This window comes from Streptosporangium sp. NPDC048886 (genome assembly GCF_055586905.1).
This window is the reverse complement of the sequence record NZ_JBVJHH010000026.1, coordinates 43,707-68,704: the sequence shown is the minus strand read 5'-3', so window position 1 is coordinate 68,704 and position 24,998 is coordinate 43,707. Positions and strand designations below refer to the sequence as shown.

The following is a 24,998-nucleotide window of genomic DNA, read 5'->3' as shown; positions in this document are numbered from 1 at the left end:
CGCCATGACCGCAGCACCCACCGTCTACGCCGCGACCTGCGACCTGGCCGCGCAGCTCCGCGGGCGCGCCGTACCCGCCTCCCGCGAGGAGGCGCTGCTGCGCAGCGGGACCGGCTGGGTCCCCGCGGACCTGGCCATCACCGGTTTCGGGTCGATCGCCGACAACGTGTTCGGCTCGGCGGGCGACCTGCGGCTCATGCCCGACCCCGCCACCCGCGTCGACATCCCCGCCGACGGCGACCTGCCCGGCACGCGGCTGTATCTCGCCGACCAGACGCTGCCCGACGGCACGCCCTGGGAGTGCTGCCCCCGCGGGTTCCTCGCCGCGGCCGTCGAGGAGTTCCGCGCCGAGCTCGGCGTCACCGTGATCGCCTCGTTCGAGCACGAGTTCACGCTGGCCGGCCTGCCGCCCTCGCCACCGTTCTCCTTCGAGAGATACCGCACCGCCGAGCCGTTCGGCTCCGACCTGGTGACGCTCCTGGAGCAGACCGGCCTCGCCCCCGAGACCTGGCTGCCGGAGTACGGCGAGGCGCAGCACGAGATCACGCTCAGCCCGGCGGAGGCCCTCGTCGCCGCCGACCGGGCGGTGCTGCTGCGCGAGCTCGTCCGCGACCTCGCCCGGCGGCGCGGGCTCCGCGCATGCTTCGCCCCGCTCCCCGACCCGGCGGGCAGCGGGAACGGCGTGCACATCCACCTGTCGTTCCGCGACGCCGACGGCGCCCCCGTCCTCTATGACCCGTCCCGGCCGGGCGGGCTGTCGGAGCTGGGGACGCGCCTGTCCGCCGGGATCATCCGTCACGCCCCCGCGCTGACGGCCGTGACGGCCGCGAGCCCGGTGTCGTTCCTGCGGCTGACCCCGCACCGGTGGAGCGCGGGCGGGGCCTTCCTCGCCGAGCGCAACCGGGAGGCCATGCTCCGCATCTGCCCGGGGACCGGGCCGGACGCCGGAGCCCAGCACAACCTCGAATACCGGGCCGCGGACGCCACCGCCAACCCCTGGCTCGCGCTCGGCGTTCTGCTCCGGGCCGGGCTGGAGGGGATCCGGCGTGGATACCCCGAGCCCGTCGTCTGGCCGGAGACCGCCACCGAGGAGGAGCTCTCCGGAGTGCCGCCGCTCCCGCGGACGCAGGAGGAGGCGCTGAACGAGCTGGAGAAGGACGACGTCGTAAGCGGTTTCTTCGCCCCCGACCTGCTGACCACCTACCTCGCGGTCAAGCGGGCCGAGCTGGCCGCCCTGGCCGGGCAGGACGACACCGAGCGCTGCCGGAGGATCGCCGATGTCCACTGAGTCCCTCACCCCCGAGTCCTTCAACCCGCTGGCGCGCGCCGGGGCCGTGGGGCCGGGCGGGTCCCCGGAGCGGCCGGGCCCCCCGGAGCGGGCCGGGGCCGTGGGCCATGTCGGGCCCTCGGAGCGGGCCGCGTCCCCGGGGCGGGCCGGTTCCCTGGAGGAGGTCATCGGGGCGATCCCGTTGGTGGACCACCACGTGCACGGCGCCCTGGCCGGCGACGTGTCGCGGCGGGAGTTCGAGGAGCTGATCACCGAGTCCGACCGGCCGGTGCCCGCCTGGATGACCCAGTTCGACTCCCAGATCGGGTTCGCCGTCCTGCGGCACTGCGCGCCCGTGCTAGGCCTCGACCCGCACCCCGACCCCGAGACCTACCTCGCCCGCCGTACCGAACTCGGGACCGAGGAGGTCAACAGGCGCCTGCTCGCCGCCAGCGGGATCGGCCACTTCCTGGTGGAGACCGGCTACCGCGGGGACGAGATCCTCGACCCGGCGCGGATGGCCGCCGTCACCGGCAGGCCCGCCGACGAGGTCGTCCGGCTGGAGGCGGTCGCCGAGCGGGTGGTCGCCGACGGGACCGACGCCGCCGGCTTCGCCGCCGCCTTCGAGGCGGCCCTCTGGGAGCGCAGCCGTACGGCGCGCGGGCTGAAGACGATCGTCGCCTACCGCCACGGGCTCGACTTCGACCCCAGCCCGCCCGCCTCCGGCGAGGTGACGGCGGCGGCCGGCCGCTGGCTGCGGACGGCCGAGCGGACCGGGCGGATCCGCGTCGACGACCCGGTGCTGCTGCGCCACCTCATCTGGAAGGGCATCGAGCGCGGCCTGCCGCTGCAGTTCCACATCGGGTACGGCGACCCCGACGTCGACCTCCACCGCTCCGACCCGCTGCTGCTGCGCGGGCTCATCGAGCTGGCCGAGCCCTCGGGCGTCCCGCTGCTCCTGCTGCACTGCTACCCGTTCCACCGCAACGCCGGCTACCTCGCCCAGGTCTACCCGTACGTCTACTTCGACGTCGGCCTGGGAGTGAACTACACCGGGGCGCGCAGCGTGGCCGTCGTGGCCGAGAGCCTGGAGCTGGCCCCGTTCGCCAAGATCCTTTTCTCCTCGGACGCCTGGGGCCCCGCGGAGCTGCACCACCTGGGCGCCCTGCTCTGGCGGCGCGCGATGACCCGCGTCTTGTCGGACTTCGTCGCCGACGGCGAGTGGAGCCGGGAACAGGCGGTACGGGTCGCCACGATGATCGGCTCCCAGAACGCCCGGCGCGTCTACCGCCTGGGGGAGGACGCGTGAGCGGCATTCACGAGCGGCTCCGTGCCGCGCTCCACGCCGAGCTGCCCGACGCCTGCGACCTGCGGCGGGAGCTGCACGCGGAGCCGTACGTGTCGGGCCGGGAGGAGCCGACGCTCAAACGCGTGCTGGACGCGCTGCCCGCCGGCACCGAGCCGGAGCGGGTGGCCGAGACAGGCGCGCTGGTCCGCATCGGTGGCGACGGCCCGGCCGTCGGGGTCCGCGGCGAGCTGGACGCCCTCCCGATCGTGGAGGAGACGGGCGTCCCCTGGGCCGCGCGCAACGGCGCCATGCACGCCTGTGGCCACGACGTCCACCTCGCCGCGCTGACCGCGCTGGCCAGGGCGGTCGACCGCGTGGGAGCGCCCGCGCCGATGGTCGCGGTGCTGCAGCCGCGTGAGGAGACCTATCCCTCCGGAGCCCTCGACATCGTCGAGTCCGGCGCGCTCGACCGGCACCGGATCGGCGCGATGGTCGCCGCGCACGTCCAGCCGGTGCTCGCCGCCGGCGAGACGGCCTGCACGCCCGGCGCGGTCAACGCCTCCGCCGACGAGTTCACGCTGATCGTGCGGGGCCAGGGTGGGCACGCGGCCTACCCGCAGCTCTCCCGCGACCCGGTCCTGGCGCTCGCCCAGATCATCGTGGCCGCGCAGCAGCTCGTCAGCCGCGACTCCGATCCGATGACGCCGACCGTGGTCACCTTCGGGACGGTCGCGGCGGGCACCGCCCCCAACGCCACCCCGGCGGACGCCGTCGCCCGGGGCACCCTCCGCACGATGTCGGAGGTCTGGCGTGAGCAGCTCCACGACCGGTTCCGCGTGATCGCCGACGGGGTCGCCCGTGCCCACGGCTGCGAGGCGGAGGTGCTCATCGCACGCGGGGAGCCGGTGCTCGTCAACGACGCCCGCCTCGCCGAGGAGACCGCCCGCCTCCTCGCCCTCGTCCCGGGCGGCGCTCACCACGCGCCCGCCGTCCTGCGCTCCTGCGGAGCCGACGACTTCGCCTACTTCGCCTCGGCCGTGCCGTCGCTGATGATGTTCGTCGGCACCGACACCCCGTCGGGCCTGCACAGTCCGGGATTCCTGCCGGGGGACGAGACCGTGACGGCGGTCGCCGAGAGCCTGCTCGCCGCCTATCTCGCCGCCGCACGCCTGATCGGCGCCGACAGCCGCTGAGATCCCGAACGGCCGCTGAGGTCCCGAAACGGCCGGGCCGGACAGATCAGCCGAGATCCCGAACGGCCGCGCCGGACAGATCAACGGTCTGCGGAGTCCATGACCCGTGCGCCGTGAGCGGGGATATCCGGGACCGGTGCGCCGTGACCGGAGAGACCTATGACCGGTGCGCCGTGAGCGGGGAGGCCCGGGACCGGCGCACCGGGACCGGCGGGGGAGTTTCCATGGGCCGCCGGCCCGGGGCGCTCCGACGGCTGCTTGGCCATCCGGAACCAGACCACGCGTCCGGCCGGGGCGTCGTGCCACCCCCACGCCGAGGCCAGCTGCTGCACCAGCCACAGCCCCCGCATCCCGCCGCTGTCGCAGTCCACATCCGTGTGGACATGGGGTGTGTGGCTGGCCGATCCCTGGTCGGTCACGTCGACCTGGATCGTCTCGGCGTGGTTGGTGACGATCACCATCACCTGTCCGTTGGGGTGGCGGCCGGAGTCGGAGTGCCGCACCGAGTTGGTCACCAGTTCGGTGACGAGGAGGAGCGCGTCGTCCAGCCGGTCGTGGTCGATGGCTCCGAGCAGGTCGCGGACGTACAGCCGGGCCTGCGGGACGGACGCGACGTCCCCGGGGAGCGCTACGTGCCCCAGCAGTTCCGATGTCATCGCGTCACCGTCCCCGCGATCCGTCTGGCCATGCCCGTGGGCCGTACAAATCTTTGTAAAATCATCGCGGTTACTGATAAATAGCCCTAAACAGGATGTTCGACGTCGATATGGGGCAGGTACGCGGATCGTTCATGCCCCATGGGCCGGGTACCGGGGGCATGCCCAGCCGAGCCGGAACGTGCCGGCGTGCGTGCCGGCCTCGGCCCCCTCGCCGTCGGGGACACCGCGGACGTCCGCCTATGTGTCCCGCCCACATGCCTGCCCACCACGTGCCCCGCCCACATGCCCTGCCCGGCTGAGCCTCGGTCCCGGGTCGGCCGGATTGCTGAGAGGCTGGCGACATGCGGATCGACCTGCACGCCCACTCCACCGCCAGCGACGGCACGGACTCCCCCGAAGACCTGATGAGGGAGGCTGCCTCGGCCGGGCTGGACGTGGTGGCGCTCACCGATCACGACACGACCGCCGGATGGGAGGCCGCCGCGGCCGCGCTGCCCCCGGGGCTGACGCTGGTGCGCGGCGCCGAGCTGTCGGGCCGGTGGTACGACGGGCCGACGGTGGGACTGCACCTGCTGGCCTACCTGTTCGATCCCGGAAACGGGCCGCTGGCCGTGGAGCTGGCCCGGGTGCGCCGGTCCCGCGAGCGGCGGACGGAGAAGACGGTGGCGCTGCTGAACGCCGACGGCATCGACGTCACGGTCCCCGAGGTGAACGCGTACGCGGCCGGCGGCACGGTGGGACGCCCGCACCTCGCCCGGGCGCTCGTCCGGCGCGGCCTCGTCGCGACCGTGGACGAGGCTTTCAGCCCGCAGTGGCTGGGCCGCCGCTACCGCCTGGCCAAGGACGACATCGACGTCTTCACCGCGCTCCGCCTGGTGAACGAGGCGGGCGGCGTCTCGGTGCTGGCGCACCCGCGCGCGGGCGTCCGGGGCCACGTCGTGCCCGACGCGCTGGTCGCCGAACTCGCGGCGGCGGGCCTGTGGGGCATCGAGGCCGACCACCCGGACCACCCGGCGGCCGAGCGCGCGCACGCTCGCTCGCTCGCCCGCGACCTGGGCCTGCGGATCACCGGTTCCAGCGACTACCACGGCACCAACAAGACCACCCCGCTCGGTGCCTTCACCACCGACCCGTCCGTCTACCAGGAGATGGTCGCCACCGCGACGGGCACCGCACCCCTCGTCGGAGCGTGAGGGGGCCGTCGGCCACCTCGACCACCGATGTCTCGGCGGGGACGGGCCTCAGCCGGGCTGGCTGTTGTCCTTGAGCGTGCCCCAGCCGTGCCAGCGGTCGATCTCGATCCAGGCGCTGACCCGGTCGCGGTCCCGCCGCGGATACTCCTTCCCCAGGTACTGCTGGGCCAGCCGGTCGATGTCGGTCAGACCCGTGTCGTCACATATTTCGGCGACGTGCCCGATGATGCTGAGGTGGGTGTACCAGTTGTCCTCGTCGAGCACGGTGAGGGTGACCCGGGGGTCGTTGCGCATGTGGTCCAACCGCTTGCGGCCCTTGTCCATGTTGACCAGAATCCGGCCGTCGTCCCAGAGATACCAGGTGGCCGTGGACACCGGCTGGCCGTCGGACCGGAGCGTCGCGATGACGGCGGGATTCGGCCTCTTCAGCATGGCTACGGCTTCCTCGGGAAGCGGCGGGTTCGACATGGTCTCTCCACTCCGTATCGGCGTCCCCTGCGGTGGAGGTGGCGCATGCGGTTCATGAGATATACGTCCACGGTGTCACACCCCGGACGGCGCCGGCCCCCGCGCCCCTCCGCGCCCCTCCGCACGCCGTCCGCCCCATGGCCGAATCCCGGCCCGACAGCGCGGCCGTCCGGCGGGACGGCCGTTCGGCGGGGCGGTGGTTCGGCAGGACGATCGTCTGGCGGGGAGGTCATCTGGCAGGGCGGTCGTCCGGCGAGGCGGTCAGTAACCCGTGGCGGGGTCGATCACTCCTTCCAGCGGGAGGCCCTCCCGCAGGCGGCGCACGTTCCGTTCGACCCGCTCGCAGAGCATCCGCATGACGTACTCGGCGGAGTCCGCGCAGTGCGAGGTGATCAGGGCCCTGGGGTCGCTCCACAGGGGGTGCCCCTCGGGGAGCGGCTCGGGGTCCGTCACGTCCAGGCCGGCGGCCGAGATCATCCCGTCCCGGAGGGCTCCGACCAGCGCGTCCGTGTCGACGTGCGCGCCGCGCGCGACGTTGACCACGACGGCGTCCGCCGGCAGCAGCGCCAACTCGGCGGCGCCGATGACATGCCGCGTCTCCGGGGTCAGGGCGAGGGCCAGCACCAGGACGTCGGTCTCGGGGAGTACGGCGTGCAGCGCCGTGGGCGGCAGCGTCTCCCCGGCGCCCTCGACCTTCTCGGGCCGGCGGCGGAGCACCCGGATCCGGCAGTCGAACGGCTGCAGGAGACGGACCAGTTCGGTGGCTATGCCGCCGCCGCCGAGGATCGTCACCCGCCGGCCGTGCAGGGACCGGGGATCGACCGCCGACCAGTGCGGCGTCCGCGCCTGCCGTACGACACTGCGCAGGCAGGCCAGCGTCAACATGAGCGCGTGCTCGCTGACCTGCCCGGCGAACGACCCCTTGGCACAGGTGAAGACCACCGGCCGGGCGAAGATCCCGGACACCGCGAACTTCTCCACCCCCGCCCAGGGGAACTGCACCCACCTGATCCCGGGATGCCCGTCCAGAGTCGCCCGGAGATCCTCCGGCTCCCCGGGGACGAGCCACACCAGGCCGTCGGCCTCATCCGGCGGCGCGATGACGCCCCCACCGGCCAACACGGCCTTCTCGATGTTGGAGCGCAACAGGTCGAGGTCAGGAGAGTTGGCACGGCCATAGGCCGCCCCCATCTCCACGGACGGGGCGATCGCGATGCGGGCTTCCATGGGCCCACATTCTGCCGCGCCCGGTTGACCTGTCCTTGACCAGGGTGCGCCACTGCCGGCCGGTGAGGAAGGGATCCTCTTCCTGTTGGTCAGGCGGCCTCAGATACCGCTGGCCTTCAGGAGCCGTGCCCTTCTGCCAGCTCCAGGCCACTGCGTCGCTGGTTTTGACGTTCGTTCGCGAATTAATCGCAGCAGAACCTGAACTCGCCGACGCCCCACAGCTCCTCACTCATCTTTTGCTCTTTCAGGTTTGTTGTTTGCATGCTGATACGCCTCGACCGCGTCCTCGGAAAGACGGCCGCGGCCGCCGACGGTGTAGCCCTGATCGCGGGCCCAGGAACGGATCTGCGCCATGGTCGCTCCGGTTGAGAAAGACTCGCTGATCGGGTAACTGGGATACAGGCGGTCAGCGGTGGTAGGTACGGAGGTGTCAGTGATTCCACGCGTGTGATCACTCATGGTCGAAGGGACCCATGTCCCTGTCGGGAGCGGGGTTCGGCATGGCCGGAGCGGTCGGGTGGTTGTCGGGGAACCGGAGAAGTTCGCGGGTATAGTCGTCGAACTTCAACGGCTCCCACTCGATTCCGGTGGCCCAGGTCTCGTCCATCCGGGCGAAGCCGGTCAGAGCTCGGATGATCAGCTCGGTGTCCTGGATGAAGGCGCAGTGGTGGCGTCGGTGTGAGCCTGCGCGATGTTCGATCTGATAGGTGCCTTCGGGGACGCCGTACACGCCGCCGCAGGCAACCTGGACGTACCATTCCAGGTCCGGATGATTCCAGTCCTCGTCGTCCCTGTCGAAGGAGATCCTCTTGGCGAGGCAGAGGTTCCAATGCTCATGGGTGAGGCTTGTGACCGCCTCGCGGACGTCCGCCTCGTCGGGACCGACTGTCCAGGAGTTGTCGGGGAAGACCAAGTACATCGGGGCTGCTCCTTGGCTGGTCAGTTCGTGCGAGTGTTGGGGGAGGCGGTCGCCGAGGTGGTCGACCCGTATCTTTCCTGTGACGCCGCCGGAGTGGTCGTGGAAATACATCCGTGGTGCGGGATATTCGATGGGCCGGAGCTTGATGTGGGCTTCCATCAGGACTTGCCTGCCTGGATGACATGGGGCGCCTCGGAACTGAATCCCGAAATCAGGTGAAAAGCGAGAGCTGCTCCTCAAGATCTGAGGCCCGTACGAGGCCGGAGGCGGCGGCCAGCTCGGGATCTGGATCGGAGGATTCATCCGCGGTCAGGATTGTCTCCACACCCAGCAATCCTGCGAGATCGTCGGTGGCAGTCGAATCGTCGGCCGGGCCGTTGCCGCCTCCGTCGGCGACGGTGGGCAGTACGTACTCTTGGGCGAGCGCCGCCAAGTGCAGGGGCAGCGGCAGGGACAGTGAGTCGAGATAGTCAGGTGCCTGGCGTAGCTGGTGTACGGCCAGAGCCAGGGCTTCGGGGCTGTCTCCTTCCTCGCCGGGGGAGGCCGGGCGGCAGCCCAGGATGGCGATCTCCAGGAGGGCGGGGTTCCAGGCGGGTATCTCGGTGTCGATGGTCAGCTCGCCTTTGCGTTTCCCCATCCGGAGTGGACGGGGGGCGAGTTTGTCGGCCTCCACCGCGGAGGAACGGAAGGTCGCAGCCTTGTCGGTGGTGCTGTAGAAGACCCGCCCCGAGGCTGTGGCGGAGGTGGCGGGTTCAGTCCACAGTCCTGCGGCAAGGCCATTGACGCCGGAGGGATTGCCGATGCCCCACCACTGGGGCGTCTCGCGGCCGTCCGCGCCACGGACCCTGACCAGTCGCAGGTCAGGACTGAGCCGGGCGGCAGCAGCCTGACCGGTCCTGATCAGGTCCGGTACGACCTGACCATCCTGAAGCCAGGGCCAGTGCATCCGGCTGTTCTGGGAGTGGGTGAGAAGCAGGATGGGACGGCCGTACAGAGAACGGATCATCCTTTGGAGGTAGCAGGCGGTCGCCGAGCGCTGTTCCTCCATGTTCCGCCGCCGAGCCTGGGAGGTGACGCGAGGACGTGGCTGCCCGTCGGCGGCCGGAGACGACGGGGGCACTCCTACGTCGGTTTCATCTGATGTTCCGGAGATCTCGGCGCTCTTGGTCAGCCAGAGCAGGAACTTCGGATAGGGGATCCAGGCGTGCTGTTCGTCGTCCCAGCCGCGGACCACGCCCTGGCCCGATCCCGGTTCCACGGGACTGACCAGGACGGCGACCGGGGTGTGCTGAGCCAGCCGGGTGGGACCGTCGGCGCGGCGCTTCACCATCCGCACGGCCGCGTAGTGGAGGTCGGCGGGCAGCCGGTCTCCCAATGTGTGTTCGGGGACGACCCGGACGCCGAGCTGGCGAAGGCCGTCGAGCCAGCCGGACCGGGCCCGGTGCGCCGCGTTCTTCTCGGAGTTGTAGCCCTTGGCCTTTCTGGGGACGGCGGTGAACTGGGTGACCACCCCGGCGTCGGCGCATCCCAGTCGCAGGGCGAACTTGGGATCGTCGAGCGGGGAGGGGAAGTCCGCAGCACGGTCTATCTCCACCAGGGCGAGGGTGGGGACGTCCGGATCGCCGCCGTCGGCGGTCAGAAAGTCCGCGACGGCGGCACGACGGGCCTTGAGGGCCTCGGCGAGAGCCTCCCCCCTGGGACGGCGGCCGACGGGAATGCCGAGCCCGTCGGCGAGTCCGCCGGAGAGGGGCAGGCATCGCAACACGACGGTGAGCTCCGGGGTGTTCCAGCGGAGGATCACGGGGGCGCCGGGCTTGGCCGCGTCGTACGCCTCCTGCCCGGGGGCGCCGCCGTCGCCTTCCAGGGCGAGAACCTCGGTGAGGGCCGTGATGGCGGTGTCGCGCATGGCGGTGGTCTGCCAGAGCAGGCGGCACTCCATGATGGGCACACCGCCAGGGATGGGAGCCTCATTCGTGAGTGACTGTACGGCCACCGCCAGCGCGGCGCGGCGGGTATGCGCTGCCCGGACCTCCTCGGCTTTCTTGGCGTCACCTTGCAGTTTGAGGCGGGAATTGGCGGGGGTGTTGGAGGAGACCCTGCTGCGTCTCAGGTCGGGGGCGCGGACCAGCCCTTCGGGAAGCGCCTGCTCGGCCCATTCGACGATCTGCGAGCGCTGGTGGGACATCAGACCGGGTTTGACGCCGTGCTGGCCCATGTGGGTGCTGTGAACCACGGCGGCACGTACGCCGGGACCGTCACCGATCCACTGCTCGGGTGTGGTGAGCAGTTCCGTGGGGTCGGGGAAGGACCGGTCGAGGGAGATGTCCCGGAGGATTCCGGCGGGACCGGCTTCACGCCAGCCGTATGCCTTCTCGGTGCGATCCCAGGTGAGCCGGGCGACCGCGTAGCGTGCGCTGGCGGGGGCTCCGGGAAGCCACGGCACGTTCGGACGCAGGTAGACCGAGGTGTCGCGGCGCAAGGCCAGGCGGAGACGGCCGACGGAGCCGGGGTGGGTGGCCCAGCGCCGTATGCCGGTGTGGATGTGCAACCGGGGTTGTGCGGAGAACGGCACGGTGTGCATGGAGATGTTGATGACGACGGAGAACCACCAGGTGCGGTCCTGGACCTCATGGGACAGAGGCTGGGACATCAGCTCTGCACCCTGCTGGCGCGGACCGCGCGGAACGGCCCGGAACCACAGGAAGCCGGCGCCGGTGTCGTAGGGGTCCAGGGCGAGGATGCGCCGGGCCAGGTGGTCGGTGGCGAGCTGGAACTGCCTGTCGAGGGGGGCCGCAGTGCCTCCGTCGGTGCTGTCGCAGCCCAGTAGGTCCACTTCCACCTCCTGCCACCGTGGCGGGTCGGCATACAGCTCGGCGAGAGTTTCGGCGACCTGCCGGGGGTGTGCCGGTGCTGGCCGCAGGTTCCGGACCCAGGCGGTGACCAGCCGCTCGAACGCCCCGCCGGGTAAGGGGTGGGGGAGGTCGGACGGAGCGTACAGCCAGAAGTCCTCCTTGTGTCCGTGCTTGTCCGAGCCCCGTCCGCGCACCACCAGGTCGGGAGCGAGGCTCTGCAACACCCCGTCCATGCGGTAGGTGGGGACGGTGCGGTACGGCTCCGCGTCACCATCCCGGCCGGCGTTGCACAACGCGAGCAGGCTGTCGCGCCAGTGCTCCGGGAAGGCCAGTGCTCGATAGCGGGCGATCAGCGGCGAGGCACCGGGCGCCGGCAGATAGGCGGCGCGACGGATCTCGTCGTAGGTGAATCCCATGAGAGCTCCAAGTTGTGAGGATCTTGTCAGGGGCGGGAGGGGCGGGTGGTCATGGCGCACAACGCGTCGTACAGCGGCTGGTAGAGCATCTGGACGAGGGCGGGATCCGCCGGGTCGGCGAAGGCCATGGGGTCGACGTCGGGGGCGAAGTAGGGAGCGAGGACGGCCTGCAGCCCGGCCAGTAGGCCGTCGCCGGGAGCATTGGAACGGGTGGACCGGGATATGCCGCCCCCGGGCGCGGTGGCCATCGCGTGCCTGGGGGCGAATCTGGCGTCCACGAAGACCACTCTCGCCGGGACGCCGCCGCGCACCAGGCGCCCGATGACCTGCCAGATCGTCACCAGCTGGTCCCAGGCAAAGGACCTTTTCTCCGCGGCGCTCAACCGGGAGTAGACATAGCGGCGGGAGAGCAGTCGGCGCCACTCACGACGGGCCTCGTGACGGAAGGCGAGCCCCGCCGCGTCGAGGTCGTCGGCCTTGGCCACCAACTCGCCGAAGGTGGTCCCTTCCAGATCCGGGTGGTCGCGCATGGACCGCGCCGCCCAGTCGTTGACCGCGAAGACCGCCAGTGACAGGTCGTCGGGTCGAGGGTGCGGGCGGGCGAGGAACAGCACGGTGCCGAATGCGGCTGTACGTTGCGCGTTCAGAATGTTGTGTCCGCGTTCGACCGCCATCAACGGGGCGACCAGCAGTTCGGCATCCGGGTCTTCGGCGAAGGAGGCCAGGTCCCCCCGGCGTACGGCGGTGGCGTGGGTACGGCCGTCGGCGCCGAGACCACCATCTCGTACGGCCTGCTCAAGGTCGGCGTCGTCGGCGGCGAGCACCCGGACCCGGCCGTGCCAGCGCTCCATCTCCTGCAGGGCGTCCGCCGCGGCGTTCGCCTCTCGATAGCTGCCCACCAGCAGTAGGGCCCGGCGGCGGCCGTCGTCGCCTATCTGGGCGAGCTCCTGTTCGAGCGGGCTGGGCAGCCCGCCCCGGCCGGACCGTCCCAGGCGTGTGATCATCTGGCGCAGCACGGCCGGGCGCACGCTCTGGTCCTGACCGGACAGGCTCAGTGGCGTGTTGTCGTCGTCGTAGAGGAAATGGGTGCGGAAGACGGTGTCCCGGATGGCGGCCAGCGCACGGGCGTCCGGTTTGAGCACAGCCTTGACAGGGGCGAGGACATGGGCGCGGGTGGAGGTGCCCGCCCAGCTGGTGCCTGACATCAACATCACGTGGGGACCCGCGCGCCCGGCGGCGGGGTCGGCACCCAGATTCGGTAGGGACAGCAGGAGCTCCCGTCCCACCCCGGCGCACCGGAAGAACCGCAGAGTGCCGCTGCATCGGCCTTCGGAGTCGCGGCCGTGCTCCTCGGGAAGGTATTGGAAACCGAGGACATTCCCCATGGGAGATTCGGGGACGATCGGGACGTAGTCGAGCGGCGGGCGCCGGGAGAGTCCGTTGTCGGTCGAGTCGAGGTTGAGTGCGGCCTCGACCCGGGGCCACAGGAAGGTGAGCCGGTCGAGCCGCTGGTGCAGCGCGGCGAGCAGGAGGGTGAACTCGAGCCGTTTGGTGGTGCGGTCGTACCAGGGGACGCTGCCGGGGATGTCAGCCGGGTCGGGCTCGCCGATGTGCCGGCGGGTGGGTGTCGGCGGGGAATCGCTCAGGAGGGGTGAGCCCTGGAGGAGCAGATCCAGCACCGTGCGTACTCGCTGCCGTGTGCCCTTCTCGTTCAGGGTGTGCAACAGATCGTGGGTGGCCTGGACGAGACGGTCGGTGTCCGTCCCGTAGGGGCCGTGGTCACCGAGCGGATCGTCGCGGAAGGCGTCGAGTACGGCGGTCACCTCCTGCCTGCGGTCGGCCCAGGGGAAGGCTTTCTGCGGACCGGGCAGTGATGCGGTCCCCGGCTGCACGAGTCGCTCCTCGTCCTCGTAGAGGACTGTCTCGTCGGGCAGACTGTCGACGAGGCCGGAGGCGGCCGAAGTCCTGGAGGCGCTCGTGGGGGTCTCGTCGGGAGCCGGATACCAGCCGGCGACCAGTTTCTCCTGCAGGGTCCACGCGCTGAAGTACTCGATGTCGGCCCAGGTGCGCAGGTCCTCGTCGCTCATGAGCATCGCGTACAGCCGGTCGGTGGCGATGCTCACCACATCGAGCGAGACGGCCCAGCGCTCGACGTCGCGTTCGGAGAGCGGCAGACGGCCCTGCCGCGCCAACTCGTTGATCTTGTGTGTGTGGAGCTTGTCGAGCCAGGATTCGGGTCCTCGGGTCACCAGGGTCGCCGATGGGGCGAACATGGTGTCCAGCTGCATCTGCACCCGGTCGGCCTCGTCCACGATCACTATGTCGCTGCGCAGGCAGGCCAGCTCCAGGTAGCGCAGCCGCTCCTCGTTGAGGTGATTCGGCACCGAGCTCTGCACGAGACTGGCCGGGTTCGCCACCCAGATCAACGCGTCGACCAGTTCCCTGGCGGTGCTGTGCCGGGGGCAGGCGCTCCAGATCGGGCAGCCGTGCGCCCGGCCGAGGGGCTCGGGCCGCTCTCCGCCGTGGGCCGGCACGGGGACCCGATAGGGGTCCGGCAACGACGTTCGGCCGGGAGTGGGCTCCGGCGCCTTGCGAGTGGGGTAGAAGCCCGTACATGGGGCATCCGCGTAGCGCAGCGGCTCTCCGGCCTCGGTACCGCGCAGGGCGTCGACGACGCAGACGGTGCTCAGGTTGTCGAAGCCCGGATCGTCGTGGGTCAGCAGCGATCCGGGGGTGCGGGCGGCCAGACGACGGTGCAGCCGCTGCACGTGGGTCTCCCGGGTGGTCATGCCCAGCACAGGGGCCACGGACAGGCCGAGTTCCCGGAAGAGGGCGGTGAGTGTGAGCTGCTCGGCGACGTCGCCGACTACCAGCGTGGTGCGCAGTCCCCGTCCGGCCGCCCAGACCGCGATCAGTGACATCAGGGTGCTCTTGCCCGCCCCGACCATCCCGACCAGGTGGAGCAGCCCGTCGAGGTCGAGGGCCTCGGCGCGCGCGAAGCCGAGGCCGTCGGCGGTGCGGGTATCCAGTTCCAGGTCGCTGAGGCGCCCCTCCCAGTTACCCGGACGTCGGCCGAGCCGCTGTTCGGAGTCGAGGCGCCGCTCGGTGTCGTCCATCCAGCGGGCGGTCTCCGCGAGTTCCGTCAGAGGCACGCGCAGCGGCCGGCCCTCCCGCATGGCCGTTCCCGTGATCTCGTGGCCGGGAGCGGGCGCGGGGCGTAGGGACTCGGGCAGGGTGACGGAGGTGATCCGGCGGCGTTCGACGAAACGGTTCGAGCCAGGTCCCGCGAGGGGCAGCTCGCGCCGGACGAAATCAGGTACGCCTTCCAGAACAGCGTCGTATGTCGCGAAGCGCTCGGCTATCACGATGGGCTCCACCCGCAGGGCAGGGCTGCTGGCCGAACGCAGGCGGTAGCCGCGCAGCCGCTCGGGAAGCTCCTGATAGGCCTCCAGACACTGCAGCCACATCCGGCGGCGGCGCAGTGTCCACAGCAGGTGCCGCGCCGGGACGAGCAGCCGCTCCCCGGCCTCGGCGAAGGTGAGGCCACCGGCGCGGGCGAACGGGTAGCCGCTGAGGAGCACCCACACGCCGTCAGCGGGCCGTTCAGGGCATAGGCGTTCCAGAAGCCGCAGGCCAAGCTCCACCTGGAACAGCACAGACGGCTTGGTCTTGGTCTGTTCCGGGGGCCAGAACCCCGAGATACCGGAGACGAGAGGCCGATACCAACTCTCGGCGTCACGCATCGAAGGCTCCGTCCGCAGATGGGTAGCCGCCGGCCTGCGCGAGACGGGCGGCCGGGCCGGTGTCACCGCGCAGCCGGGCACGCGCGGCGGCGACCAGCCGCCGGTCGGTGAGCAGGGGGAGGCCGCCCGCAGCATGCGCGCGGTTGCGGGCGTAGACCTCCAGGTAGTCCCGGCGGGCGTCGACACGGTGCCGGGGGACCACCCAGCACGCCTCGTCGTACGGCGGCTCAGGCCGTACGGCGGTGGCGGCCCGGCCGAGAAGGCCCGGGTGGGCCCAGTCCTTGACGTCGACGGCCCATACCCAGCCGTCGGGGAAGGTGATCCGCAGGTCGTAGGCGTCGAAGCCGGGCCACATCTCGACGGACAGGCGCAGCGCCCTGAGCTCTCGCTCCAGGGCGACCTCCGCCCGGCCGGGACCGGTGACGAACTGCCGCAGCGGCCGCTTGAGCTGCCACAGTGCCCCGACCTCGTCAGCGCGCAGCCTCCGCCCGGGGAGAGGCTGACCCTGGCGACGACAATGATCGCGCTCGCACCACCAGCCGCCGTCGGCGAGGGGGACGAGCAGCGTCAGGCACCGGGCACAGGTGACGTACACGCCGTTCTGGCAGAAGCTGTCCGGGACGTGATCGTAGATCTGCCCGAGGATCTCGTGGACCGGTCCGAGCGCGAGGTCGGTGGCGACCTCGAACTTGTCGTTCTCGGTGAGGACGGGCCTTTCCACCAGCAGACGGCGGAAGGCGGTGTAGGACTCGGGATCCTCGCTCTCCCGGCACAGCCGCATCGCCCGGTGGATCACGATGCGGTCGTACTGCTCCGCCGCGCTGTCACGGGTACGGACCCACCACTCGTGGCACAGCTGGGTGGGCCTACCGGAGTCGGGGTCGATGAGAAGGTCCTCCGGGCCGAAGGCGTCCTGGGGAAGCTCCAGAGGCCAGTCCTCGATCGGACGGGTGCGGCACCAGGCGAGAAGCTCCGGCAGGCTCCCGGGAGGCTGAGCGCTCCGTAGCAGGCAGGCGAGCACCGTGCGGTCCAGGGCACGTTGGGCCTCGGCGCGGTAGGGCAGAGCAAACGACTCCAGGTCGGTGATCTCGGCGAGCTGGACCACGGCCGTCGCGATCGTGTGGAGAAGCGTGACACCGGCGTGCGTGGACCAGTCTGTGAGGGATGTGGAAGGTTGGGGCGACGGCACGGGGCGGCCTCCTGACGGGGTTCTCGGGAAGGGGCTCGACAGACCGGACCCGGGAAGGACTGTCCGGGAAAGGGGATCTGCCGGGGCCGGTGCTCTCAGCGGGACGGGGTAGGCAGCGTGGCGAGGTGCTCGCGGCCGGGGCGGCACCAGTCGAGGGCTTCACAGCCGCCGCAGTGCCGGCCGGGGACCGGGTCGTAGGAGGTGTCCCGCTGCCAGGGGCCGGCCATCTCGGCGATCACCGCGCGGGCCTCGTCGACGACGGCGGGGAGGCCGGGGTCCAGCTCCTCCAGGCCGCCGTCGTCCGGATAGAGCAGCTCCAGCTCGATCCGGGACCGGCGCATGTCTCCGCCGAGCACCCCGGAGGCCATCATGAGGACGGCGAGGGCGAGCTGGGGGTAGGTGCGCATCAATGGCTTGCCCTCCCACAGGTGTCTGCCCACCGTCTTGACCTCTCGCCAGACCCATCCGCCCGTCCGGGTGTGGAGCAGGTCGGGGGTGGCGATGACGACGACGTCGAGCCCCGGGTCGTAGCAGGTCAGCTGAGGCTGGACGCGCACCTGCTCGCCGGGGCCGAGTCCGTCGAGGGGACACAGAGCCGCGTGCTCGGCGATCATCCGGGCTCCGGTCCGGGCCTCCTCACCAGTGAGGACGTGACCTCCGGCGGACCAGTTGCCCGGATCCTCCGGTCCCGCCGCGTGCCGGCACCCCCGGGCGGAAAGGGCGGCGTGCCGCCCGTTCAGCCAGGCGTCGACGGCACGGCCTCGCAGGATCGCGGTGCTCTCCGGACGCGGGGACCTCAGCTTCAGCTGCCGGGTGAGGTGGAAGCGGGCGGGACACTCGCCGTGCGTCCGCAGGTCGCTGGCGGACACACTGCGCCGGGGACGCGTCCTGTCGGGGCCGAGGCCCAGCACACCGGGAGCCTTGTGCAGCGCCGTACATCCGCTCAGGGCCTTGCACCCGACGCAGCTGGAGCCTGGGGCGCGTTCGGTGGCGTCCACCGCGCGCCCCAGGGCCGGTACGGCGTGCTCGGTGTAGCGCTGCCGGATCTCTTCCAAGCCCCAGTCGAGCAGAGTGGTGCTACTACCGTCACCGCACCCGACGCCGACGACGCGGACACGCTGCGGGTGGCCGGTGCGGGCGGCGGGCAGACCCGTCACCGGCCGGTAGAACCCGCGGTGTCCCGACGCGCTCGGGACACCGAAGGCGACGGTGTGGGCGGCCACCGCCAGCTCCGCATTGGAGCGTTCCTCTTTGGCGGTGCCGAAGGACAGCAGCCACAGCTCGCGGACGCTCCCGTCGAGGGAGACGTAGCGGCGTCCCCAGGCGGTCTGCTCGTAGTGCGTCGCACCGCGCTGATCGGGTGCCCTGAGGATCCGCCGCCCCACCCATTCCTCCCGCACAGGGTAGGTGCGGGCCGCTCCCGCGACCGTTCCGGCCTCGCGGGCTGCGAGGTAGCGGACTACCGCGGCGGCGGTCCATTCGAGCAGTCCAGGATGGGCCTGCGGACGGTTCTCCCGGCCGAACGTGCCGCGGGTCCGGCGAAGTTGCTCTATCGCCTGCGCGACCGTCGAGCCCTCATGTTCAATCAGGTCAAGCGCGTCCATCAGTGGCTTCAGGGTGAAGCCCTGCAGCCGCTCGTAGCGGCGTGGCGGCTCGGGATCCGCCCGGACCAGGGGACGGGCCTTGGCCGCGATGGCGACGGGGCAGTCGCGGGCGTCTTCCCGGGTTGAGGGCAGGCCGGTCCGTATGAGCGAGCTGTCGCCGGTGGTGCCGGCAGGTGGAACCCAGGCGGTCATCGGATCCCCTCTGTTCGGTGGGGCATGCAGGCGGAGCTCCTGCGGCGGAGCGCAGCAAGCAGTCTCAGAAGAGCAGTACTTGTGAACTTAGTCAAGAGATGCACTGGACGCTTCCATGTTCACATAAGCTGTTCCTGTCGTTACGTAGGCGACATGAGCGATTTGCGGGACACGCGTGAACACCGGTCGGAAGGTGAACATGGAGCCTGGAGACGTGCTGGACGGCCGTTATCGGCTGGTGAAGCTCCTGGGCCAAGGCGGCATGGCCGAGGTCTGGGAGGCATGCGACACGGAGGAGGGCCGTGAGGTCGCCGTCAAGCTCGTCCGTCCTGTCCGAGACCTCGTCGGCCAGTGGTTCGACACCGAGCACATGAACCAGGGGCGGACGGAGTTGCACGGCCGGTTCCGGCGGGAGGGAGAGGTCCTGGCCGGCCTGAGTCACCCCGGCATTCCGGAGCTGTATGGCAGGGGCACTCACGGAGATCGGCCCTACATCGCGATGCGGCTGGTGAAGGGCAAGCCGCTCCACCGGTTCCTGGAGACCCAGTGGCCGTTCGCGCGGTCCGTGGTGGTCGCGATCGCCTGCCAGATCGCCGGAGCCCTCGCCTGCGCGCACGCGGCCCGGCTGGTCCATCGCGATCTCAAGCCGCACAACGTGGTCATCGACCGCGACGGCACTGTCGTCCTCATCGATTTCGGGATCGCCCTGCCGCTGCGTCCCGGCGTCACCCGCTACACGGCGCAGGGGGCGACGCTCGGCAGCAAGGGGTACATGGCGCCCGAACAGATCAGGGAGGAGCCGCTCACCCTGCGCACCGATCTCTACGCCTACGGATGCGTGATTTTTGAGCTGTTCACCGGCCGACGGCCGTTCGGGACCGAGACAGGACTGAGCATCGTCCGCCAGCACTTGGAGAGTGCCCCGCCGTCGATTCAGGAGTTCGCCCCCTGGGTGCCGGACGACATCGCCGAGATCGTCCTGCGACTGCTCGCCAAGGAGCCGGGCGACCGGCCTCCCAACGTCCAGGCCGTCTTGAAGGTGCTGAGGCCCTACCTCCCCGTCCCCGGCGACCCGGCTCCGGACCCCCGGGTCGACCCCGACCCGACGCTCGGGTTCAGGGCGCCGGACGGGTTCAGGGCGCCGGACGGACTTCCCAACGGGGATGCCGGCGTCGCGCGCCGTTCGGTGGCGGCTCCGCAGTCCGCCCGCTCACGCCGGGCGGGCGCCTGGATCAGTCGCCGGAGCGTCGAAGAGCTGCTGGCCGAGGTCGGGAAGGAACTGGCAGAGGGACAGGCCGGCCCCGCCACCGAGCGCCTCGCCGAGATCCTTCCCGCCGCGCGGCGTCAGTTCGGTGCTGACCCGCTTGTCCGGAGAGCCCAGGCGGCATGCGCTGACAGTCTGCGCATCGCGGGAGACTGTCTCCGGGCCGGAGTCCTCTACCGGCAGCAGGTCGACGACCTCGGCCGAGCGGCTGATCCAGCGGCCCGGGCCGAAAGGCTGATGGCTCTGCTGAGGGTCGCCGAGTGCCGTATCCCGGCCGGGGAGCTCGACGCGGCGCTGAACGGTCTGCGTGACGTGGCGGGTGCAGCGGGCGCGCTACCCGCCGATCTCACTGAGCAGGTCATCTTCCACTGCGAGGACCTCGGTGTCGAGCTGGCCGAGCTGGGGCGTGGCGTGGAGGTAAAGGAGATCCTCACCCCGCTCCGGCGCCGCGGGTCGTGACCCTCGTCGGGTAGGCCGTCACCCCGGTGAGGCGCACCGGGTGCGGATGCCATCCGCGTCGGGTCACGCGGCGGCCCGAACGCTCGGGTCGTCGATCACGCCTGGTCCCCGGGCAGCCTCCCGGCGGACAGGCCGTCGGTCAGCCCGTTCACCAGCTCCCTGCCTACCGTCCCCGCCTCCCGCAGTGATCGTTCGAAGGCGGACAGCCGTCTGAATGCCTCGCCGTAGAGGCGCTGTTCCTCCAGCGGCAGGCGCAGCACCTGGAGCCTGCGGACGTCGATGCGGGAGGAGGTGGAAGCGTGGGTCCCCGCCCGCCTCGCGTTGGCCGGGGCACGCAGGCAGCCCGCCAGGAACCACGGGTCGAGCAGCGCGGGGTCCACCCGCAGGGCGAACAGCTGTGGACCCAGCACCGTGGGGGCGCCGGTGTCCACCCAGGCGTCGAACGCCCGGTACGCTCCGACGATCACCACCTCGTCCGGGGCGGTCACCGTGAGGGTGCCCGCCAGCTCTCCTTCCAAGGACTCCCGCGCGGGCAGCCAGCCGGCCGGTCCGCCCGCGGCCAGCACATCCGAGACGGTCAGGACGGGCAGGGCGTCCGCCGGGGCGTCGCCGGTGCGCACCGTGCCGTCCGCCGGCTGCTGGCCGGACCGCAGCGTCAGCGCACCCGCCCGGATCAGGTCGCCCACGGTCACCGCACCCTGGCCGCTCGGGTCGTCCGCGCTCAGCTCGAGCTTGGACAGTGTCGTGGTCAGATCTCGTAACTCGTGCAGAAGGGTGCCGAACCGGGTCCACGAGCGTCGCAGGCTCAGACCCCCCGACGAGGCCCCCGGCACGTGCCGTGCCGGGGTGAGATCCACCTCGTCGTCCAGCAGGTCGATCACCGCCACCGAGGCATAGGCGCACGGCCGGTCCTCTCCGCTGTCTCCCGCCTGTACGGCCGACAGCACGCTCCTGCGCAGGAGCGGCCAGTCGATTCCCGCCCGGCCCGTCCGCTGCGCTCCTCCGGGTGCCTCCGGCTGGACGTCTGCCGCGTCCACGAGAAGGACTTCGGCCCCCGGTTCCGTTCCCCCTCCGTCAGGAGCTCGGAGGACCCACAGGTGCAGCGCGACGCTGTGCGGGGGCGCGCAGCCTGGAGGCAGCGCGACGATCGCGCGCAGCACGCCGGCGCGCAGCAGCGCCGCCCGGATCCGGCGGCCCGCCTTACGGGAGGCGACCGCGGGAGGCAGCAGCAGTACCGCGGTCCCGCCAGGGGTCAGGCGGGCGAGAGCGTGCTGCACCCAGGCGAGCTCGGACTCGGTGCGGGGCGGCAGGCCGTACGTCCAGCGGGAGTCGGTGGCGAGCTCCTCGTATCCCCAGTCACGTTCGTTGAACGGCGGGTTGCACAGCACCACGTCGGCCCGGACGTCCGCGAGCGTGTCGGCGCGCAGCGTGTTGCCAGGCCGGATGTCGGCATCCCAGGCGGCGCTCCGCTCCGGGATGTGCCCGGCGAGCAGAAGACGCATGGCGGCCAGGGCCGCCTGGACCGAGTCGATGTCCTGACCGAGCAGCCTCAGTGGAGTGTCTGGGGCAGGTGTTCCCGCAGGGGAGGCCCACCGCCGGGCGGCGGCCAGCAGGAGGCCGCCCGTGCCGCACGCGGGATCCAGCACGGTGCCGATGTCATCGGCCCCGCCCCCGTGTGACAGCCCGGCGACCTCGGCCATCAGATCCGCCAGCGGAGGCGGCGTGACGCTGATCTGCCGCACATGAGTGTCGAGCCAGCGGCCGAGCAGGAAGTCGAAGGTGTCGTAGGCGCCGTGCTTCCTGGCCAGGCCAACGGCCCGTTCCACCAGTGACCGCTGGGTGTCGGACAGCTCCGCCTCGATCGAGGGCTCCGTCGCCGTGCCCCGCGGACCGAGCCGGGCCCCGGCCGCGACGATCGCCGTCCCCATCGCGTCGCGGTCGCCGAGTGCCTCGAACTCCGGCCACAGCCGCTCTCGGCTGCCGACCTCCGTGATCTTCCCCTGCCGCTGCAGCCACTCCTCCACCTGCGACAGTGCGAACTGCGGGCTGGTGTCCGTGCCGCCGACCGGGGTGGGAAAGCTCTCGTGACGGCGGCGCCAGTTGCTGACGGCCGCGCGGCCGACACCGGCGATCCTGGCTATTTCCGCCAGAGTGACGGAGACGGACGGGTCGGCAGAGGGAGGCATGGTGTCTCCGGATAGGGGACAAGAACGGCGGCGGCCCCGCAGCCGGAGGGCGCGGGGCGAGGCATGCTCCGGCAGGCAAGCACCACCGCGCCACCTTCCGCAAGGCCCTCCCGGCAGCCTATCCATTGACTGAGTTCACCTGGTGGCCGGCTCGGCCGCAGAGGGTCTGCCGAGAGCCGTCGCGAGATCCATGCCCGCCCAGCCGGTGCCCTCCCTCCAGAGTGTGGTGATCCCAAGTGTCGTGTTCAGCACCTCGGACGCCCAGGCGGGTTCGGGAGCCTGCGGGAGCACGAGGAACAGGTGTTCCGCGCGTTCCCCGCCGACATGCTCCACCTCCATGAGGCGTAGTACGGCCTCGCGCATGTGCCGGTAGGTGTGCTCGCCTTCCCCCAGCACCTCGTAGATCATCGTTCCCTCGGGGCCTTTGCAGGCGATGTCGATGAGGGGGGTGTGCCACGGGTCGAGCCGCGCTCCGTGGAGCTCGGCGAGGAGGCTGTGCCGTAACTGCTCGTGGACGTGGCACCGCCTGTCGGCACTCACCTGCTCCTCCAGAGTCAGGACGAAGTCCTGGAAGTCGTGCTCCTGTGCCTCTTTCTCGGCCGGCTCAGTAGGTCGCATGTTCGTTCTCTCCCCTTCGGAGGTTTGGGGCAGGTTCGAGGATTCCGGATTCACCGGTCCGCCCAGCTCGGCGGGGAGAGGCGCGGAATGCACGACGGTGAGAGACTGGGTGCACCGGGTGATCGCGACATACAACCTGCGTGGTCCTGCCGCGTCCTGGGCGACGATGGCGGCGGGTTCGACCACCACGACGTGGTCGAACTCCAGTCCCTTGGCCATGGTCGCGGGCAGGACGGCCACCGGCGGGGCGTCCTGCTCCGGTGTGTCTCCCAGGGCCGCCGTGACCCTCCGGCTCAGCTCGTCGAGCAGCACGGTGCCGTCCGGGACGATCACCGCGACCGACCGCCCCTGCTCGCGCTCTGTCCCGGCAAGGGCCAGCGCCCGCGCGACGGTCTCGTCCGCCAGCCGGTCGGGGCCGGTCTGCGCGATCGTCAGGGCGGTCTCGTCGGTGGGGCGGACGGAAGTGGGAACGGCGGTGGAGGAGGAGACGGCCTCGGCCAGCGGCGCCGCGAACCGCATGACCTGGTGGGGGACCCGGTAGCTGGCGGTGAGTTCGGTCGTGCGCCAGCCGTCTCGCCCGCTCAGAATCCGGGCCGGCCGTTCCCACACGTCGTACTGGCGGGCGCCGGTGGTCTGGGCGAGGTCGCCGAGCACGGTCATGGAGCCGTTGGGGCAGCGGCGGGCCAGGGAGCGCGCCTGCATGGGAGTGAGGTCCTGGGCCTCGTCCACGACGATATGGCGGTAGCGTCGCGGCTCCTCCCCGGACAACAGGTGACGCAGCTCCTCCAGGCAGACAAGGTCGTCAAGCGTCCAGGGCTCCTCGGAGGCGCGGGCCGCGCGGGGCCGTACGATGGCCTGCCGTTCCTCGGTGGTCAGCAGACCGGGGGCCGCCGAACGCACCACGTCCGCGTCGTTCAGCGTGCGGCGCAGGATGGTCTCGGCATTGAGCGCGGGCCACACGGCGTTGATCAGGGAGGCCACCCTGCCGAGCTTCTCGATGCCGGATCGCAGGGTGTCGTCCGGACGGTGACCGGGAAGCGCCTTGGCATACCTGTGCAGCAGGCGGTCGACGAAGGTGTCGACGAATTTACGGCGGCGGGTCAGGTAGGGGCCGCTGGAGTCGCGCGCCTCGACGGCGAGCGCCTCGATCTCGGAGACGGCGACCGTCAGGGCGGTGCCCTTGTACGGCGTGCTGAAGACGTCGTCGCCGACATGGGCGGCCAGCGCCTCGGGGCGGATGCCGCTCTCGACGACGCGACGCAGGACCTCGGCCATCCGCTCGTCGGACTTGACCAGATGCGCCCGCGGGCTGCCCTCGCCGCGGACTTCACCCTCCCAGAGCCGGGACACCTCCACGGTCGCCACACCGCGGCTGCCGAGGCCGGGCAGCACCTGGCCGACGTAGCGCAGGAACTCCCGGTGCGGCCCCACCACGAGCACCTCGTCGGGGGAGAGTCCTCTGTTCTCCGGGTCGAGGAGCCAGACGACGCGATGCAGGCCGACCGCGGTCTTGCCGGTCCCGGGGCCGCCCTGCACGACCAGCACCCCCGGCCGCCCGTCGGAGACCAGCTCCAGCTGGTCTCGCCGGATGGTCTCCACGATGTCGCGCATGACTCCGTCGCGTGCGCGGTCGAGGTCCGCCAGCAGGAAGGCGTCGGCGTGCTCGCCGTGCACCTGGGGTGAGTCCGGGACGGGCAGATCCACAGGGGAGGAGGCGTCCTCGTCGCCCGGGTGGGCCACCGCCGGGTTCCGAGCTGGGACCGGCGGCCGGATGTCGTCGAGATAGTCGGTCACCGTGCGCGCGTCGAGGCGCAGTCTGCGGCGGAGCCGTATCCCGCCGGGTCGGGCAGGTCGAGCCTTCATCCACGAGACGGCCTGGGGCGCGGTCCAGTTGATCACGACGAGGTCGCCTTCGGCGTCGCGGACCGAGCGACGCCCGACACGCCACGTCTCCCGGCCGTCCGGGTCGTCGGTGACGTCGACGCGCATGAAGACGAGCGGCAGGTTTCCGAGGTCCTCGAACGTCCCGAACTCGGGAGGGACATCCGGGACGTAGGAGAGTCCGGCGTCATGGCACTCCGAGCCGTGCACGCCCTTGAGCTGATCGGCGCTCCGCTGTCTTCGCTCTACGCAGTCATGGGCGTGATCGACGGCACGCTGCTCTTCGGTGATCACGGCGGCACGGTCGGCACTGTCCATACTTCCTCCGGATCCGATGCTTGTCCGCACTGCTGGACGGGGCTGGAGCTTCCTTCGGTGGG

At 71.2% G+C, this 24,998-nt stretch carries 16 protein-coding genes; 5 read left to right on the top strand and 11 right to left on the bottom strand.

What is annotated here, in order from left to right:
- Positions 1–4: 4 nt before the first annotated feature.
- Genes ACZ6R6_RS29530 through ACZ6R6_RS29520 form a run of 3 tightly spaced genes read left to right on the top strand, consistent with a single transcriptional unit; the run spans position 5 to position 3,748 of the window.
- Positions 5–1,288: a glutamine synthetase family protein gene (locus ACZ6R6_RS29530; protein WP_470098737.1), complete on the top strand. Its 1,284-nt coding sequence runs from the start codon at positions 5–7 to the stop codon at positions 1,286–1,288.
- A complete protein-coding gene (locus ACZ6R6_RS29525) occupies positions 1,278–2,576 on the top strand; it encodes an amidohydrolase family protein (protein WP_470098735.1) in 1,299 nt (432 codons plus the stop codon). The genes ACZ6R6_RS29530 and ACZ6R6_RS29525 overlap by 11 nt, the downstream gene beginning before the upstream one ends.
- Positions 2,573–3,748 (top strand): M20 metallopeptidase family protein, encoded by a 1,176-nt coding sequence (locus ACZ6R6_RS29520; protein WP_470098733.1) that lies wholly within the window; start codon positions 2,573–2,575, stop codon positions 3,746–3,748. The genes ACZ6R6_RS29525 and ACZ6R6_RS29520 overlap by 4 nt, the downstream gene beginning before the upstream one ends.
- Before the next feature lie 80 nt (positions 3,749–3,828).
- Here ACZ6R6_RS29520 and ACZ6R6_RS29515 read toward each other — a convergent pair whose 3' ends face one another.
- On the bottom strand, positions 3,829–4,404 hold the full coding sequence (locus ACZ6R6_RS29515) for an ATP-binding protein (RefSeq protein WP_470098731.1): 576 nt from the start codon (positions 4,402–4,404) through the stop codon (positions 3,829–3,831).
- A gap of 344 nt (positions 4,405–4,748) precedes the next feature.
- Between ACZ6R6_RS29515 and ACZ6R6_RS29510 the strand changes: the two genes are divergently transcribed.
- Entirely contained in the window at positions 4,749–5,600 is an 852-nt protein-coding gene (locus ACZ6R6_RS29510) for a PHP domain-containing protein (protein WP_470098729.1), read from the top strand.
- A 48-nt stretch (positions 5,601–5,648) separates the two neighbouring features.
- On the opposite strand, the gene ACZ6R6_RS29505 is transcribed toward ACZ6R6_RS29510, so the two are convergent.
- From ACZ6R6_RS29505 to ACZ6R6_RS29470, 8 genes are all read right to left on the bottom strand, one after another.
- On the bottom strand, positions 5,649–6,068 hold the full coding sequence (locus ACZ6R6_RS29505; protein ID WP_470098727.1) for a PPOX class F420-dependent oxidoreductase: 420 nt from the start codon (positions 6,066–6,068) through the stop codon (positions 5,649–5,651).
- 261 nt (positions 6,069–6,329) lie between these two features.
- Positions 6,330–7,295, bottom strand: coding sequence for a D-isomer specific 2-hydroxyacid dehydrogenase family protein (locus ACZ6R6_RS29500; RefSeq protein ID WP_470098725.1), 966 nt, complete (start codon positions 7,293–7,295; stop codon positions 6,330–6,332).
- A gap of 225 nt (positions 7,296–7,520) precedes the next feature.
- On the bottom strand, positions 7,521–7,649 hold the full coding sequence (locus ACZ6R6_RS29495) for an Lsr2 family DNA-binding protein (protein ID WP_470098723.1): 129 nt from the start codon (positions 7,647–7,649) through the stop codon (positions 7,521–7,523).
- Between the two features lie 97 nt (positions 7,650–7,746).
- Positions 7,747–8,373, bottom strand: coding sequence for a hypothetical protein (locus ACZ6R6_RS29490; RefSeq protein WP_470098721.1), 627 nt, complete (start codon positions 8,371–8,373; stop codon positions 7,747–7,749).
- Positions 8,374–8,425: 52 nt separating this feature from the next.
- Positions 8,426–11,482 carry a pPIWI_RE module domain-containing protein gene (locus ACZ6R6_RS29485; protein WP_470098719.1) on the bottom strand — a complete coding sequence of 1,019 codons (3,057 nt, stop codon included), beginning with the start codon at positions 11,480–11,482 and terminating at the stop codon, positions 8,426–8,428.
- 26 nt (positions 11,483–11,508) lie between these two features.
- Complete coding sequence (locus ACZ6R6_RS29480) at positions 11,509–15,225, bottom strand: pPIWI_RE_Z domain-containing protein (RefSeq protein WP_470098717.1); 3,717 nt, start codon at positions 15,223–15,225, stop codon at positions 11,509–11,511.
- The gene (locus ACZ6R6_RS29475; protein WP_470098716.1) at positions 15,218–16,414 is read right to left on the bottom strand and encodes a pPIWI_RE_Y domain-containing protein; all 1,197 of its coding nucleotides are present in this window, start codon (positions 16,412–16,414) and stop codon (positions 15,218–15,220) included. The genes ACZ6R6_RS29480 and ACZ6R6_RS29475 overlap by 8 nt, the downstream gene beginning before the upstream one ends.
- 95 nt (positions 16,415–16,509) lie before the next feature.
- Positions 16,510–18,210, bottom strand: coding sequence for a PD-(D/E)XK nuclease family protein (locus ACZ6R6_RS29470; protein ID WP_470098714.1), 1,701 nt, complete (start codon positions 18,208–18,210; stop codon positions 16,510–16,512).
- A gap of 199 nt (positions 18,211–18,409) precedes the next feature.
- Between ACZ6R6_RS29470 and ACZ6R6_RS29465 the strand changes: the two genes are divergently transcribed.
- Entirely contained in the window at positions 18,410–19,933 is a 1,524-nt protein-coding gene (locus ACZ6R6_RS29465) for a serine/threonine-protein kinase (protein ID WP_470098712.1), read from the top strand.
- Positions 19,934–20,028: 95 nt separating this feature from the next.
- On the opposite strand, the gene ACZ6R6_RS29460 is transcribed toward ACZ6R6_RS29465, so the two are convergent.
- Together ACZ6R6_RS29460 and ACZ6R6_RS29455 are read right to left on the bottom strand one after the other, a co-directional pair.
- Positions 20,029–22,119, bottom strand: coding sequence for an N-6 DNA methylase (locus tag ACZ6R6_RS29460; protein ID WP_470098710.1), 2,091 nt, complete (start codon positions 22,117–22,119; stop codon positions 20,029–20,031).
- 135 nt (positions 22,120–22,254) lie between these two features.
- On the bottom strand, positions 22,255–24,936 hold the full coding sequence (locus ACZ6R6_RS29455) for a HelD family protein (RefSeq protein ID WP_470098708.1): 2,682 nt from the start codon (positions 24,934–24,936) through the stop codon (positions 22,255–22,257).
- Positions 24,937–24,998 lie beyond the last annotated feature (62 nt).

Excerpts from the sequence above, each read along its gene's own strand:
- ACZ6R6_RS29530 (WP_470098737.1), top strand. The coding sequence starts at position 5 with ATGACCGCAGCACCCACCGTCTACGCCGCGACCTGCGACCTGGCCGCG.
- ACZ6R6_RS29525 (WP_470098735.1), top strand. The coding sequence starts at position 1,278 with ATGTCCACTGAGTCCCTCACCCCCGAGTCCTTCAACCCGCTGGCGCGC.
- ACZ6R6_RS29515 (WP_470098731.1), bottom strand. The coding sequence starts at position 4,404 with ATGACATCGGAACTGCTGGGGCACGTAGCGCTCCCCGGGGACGTCGCG.
- ACZ6R6_RS29510 (WP_470098729.1), top strand. The coding sequence starts at position 4,749 with ATGCGGATCGACCTGCACGCCCACTCCACCGCCAGCGACGGCACGGAC.
- ACZ6R6_RS29505 (WP_470098727.1), bottom strand. The coding sequence starts at position 6,068 with ATGTCGAACCCGCCGCTTCCCGAGGAAGCCGTAGCCATGCTGAAGAGG.
- ACZ6R6_RS29500 (WP_470098725.1), bottom strand. The coding sequence starts at position 7,295 with ATGGAAGCCCGCATCGCGATCGCCCCGTCCGTGGAGATGGGGGCGGCC.
- ACZ6R6_RS29495 (WP_470098723.1), bottom strand. The coding sequence starts at position 7,649 with ATGGCGCAGATCCGTTCCTGGGCCCGCGATCAGGGCTACACCGTCGGC.
- ACZ6R6_RS29490 (WP_470098721.1), bottom strand. The coding sequence starts at position 8,373 with ATGGAAGCCCACATCAAGCTCCGGCCCATCGAATATCCCGCACCACGG.
- ACZ6R6_RS29485 (WP_470098719.1), bottom strand. The coding sequence starts at position 11,482 with ATGGGATTCACCTACGACGAGATCCGTCGCGCCGCCTATCTGCCGGCG.
- ACZ6R6_RS29480 (WP_470098717.1), bottom strand. The coding sequence starts at position 15,225 with ATGCGTGACGCCGAGAGTTGGTATCGGCCTCTCGTCTCCGGTATCTCG.
- ACZ6R6_RS29470 (WP_470098714.1), bottom strand. The coding sequence starts at position 18,210 with ATGACCGCCTGGGTTCCACCTGCCGGCACCACCGGCGACAGCTCGCTC.
- ACZ6R6_RS29465 (WP_470098712.1), top strand. The coding sequence starts at position 18,410 with ATGGAGCCTGGAGACGTGCTGGACGGCCGTTATCGGCTGGTGAAGCTC.
- ACZ6R6_RS29460 (WP_470098710.1), bottom strand. The coding sequence starts at position 22,119 with ATGCCTCCCTCTGCCGACCCGTCCGTCTCCGTCACTCTGGCGGAAATA.
- ACZ6R6_RS29455 (WP_470098708.1), bottom strand. The coding sequence starts at position 24,936 with ATGGACAGTGCCGACCGTGCCGCCGTGATCACCGAAGAGCAGCGTGCC.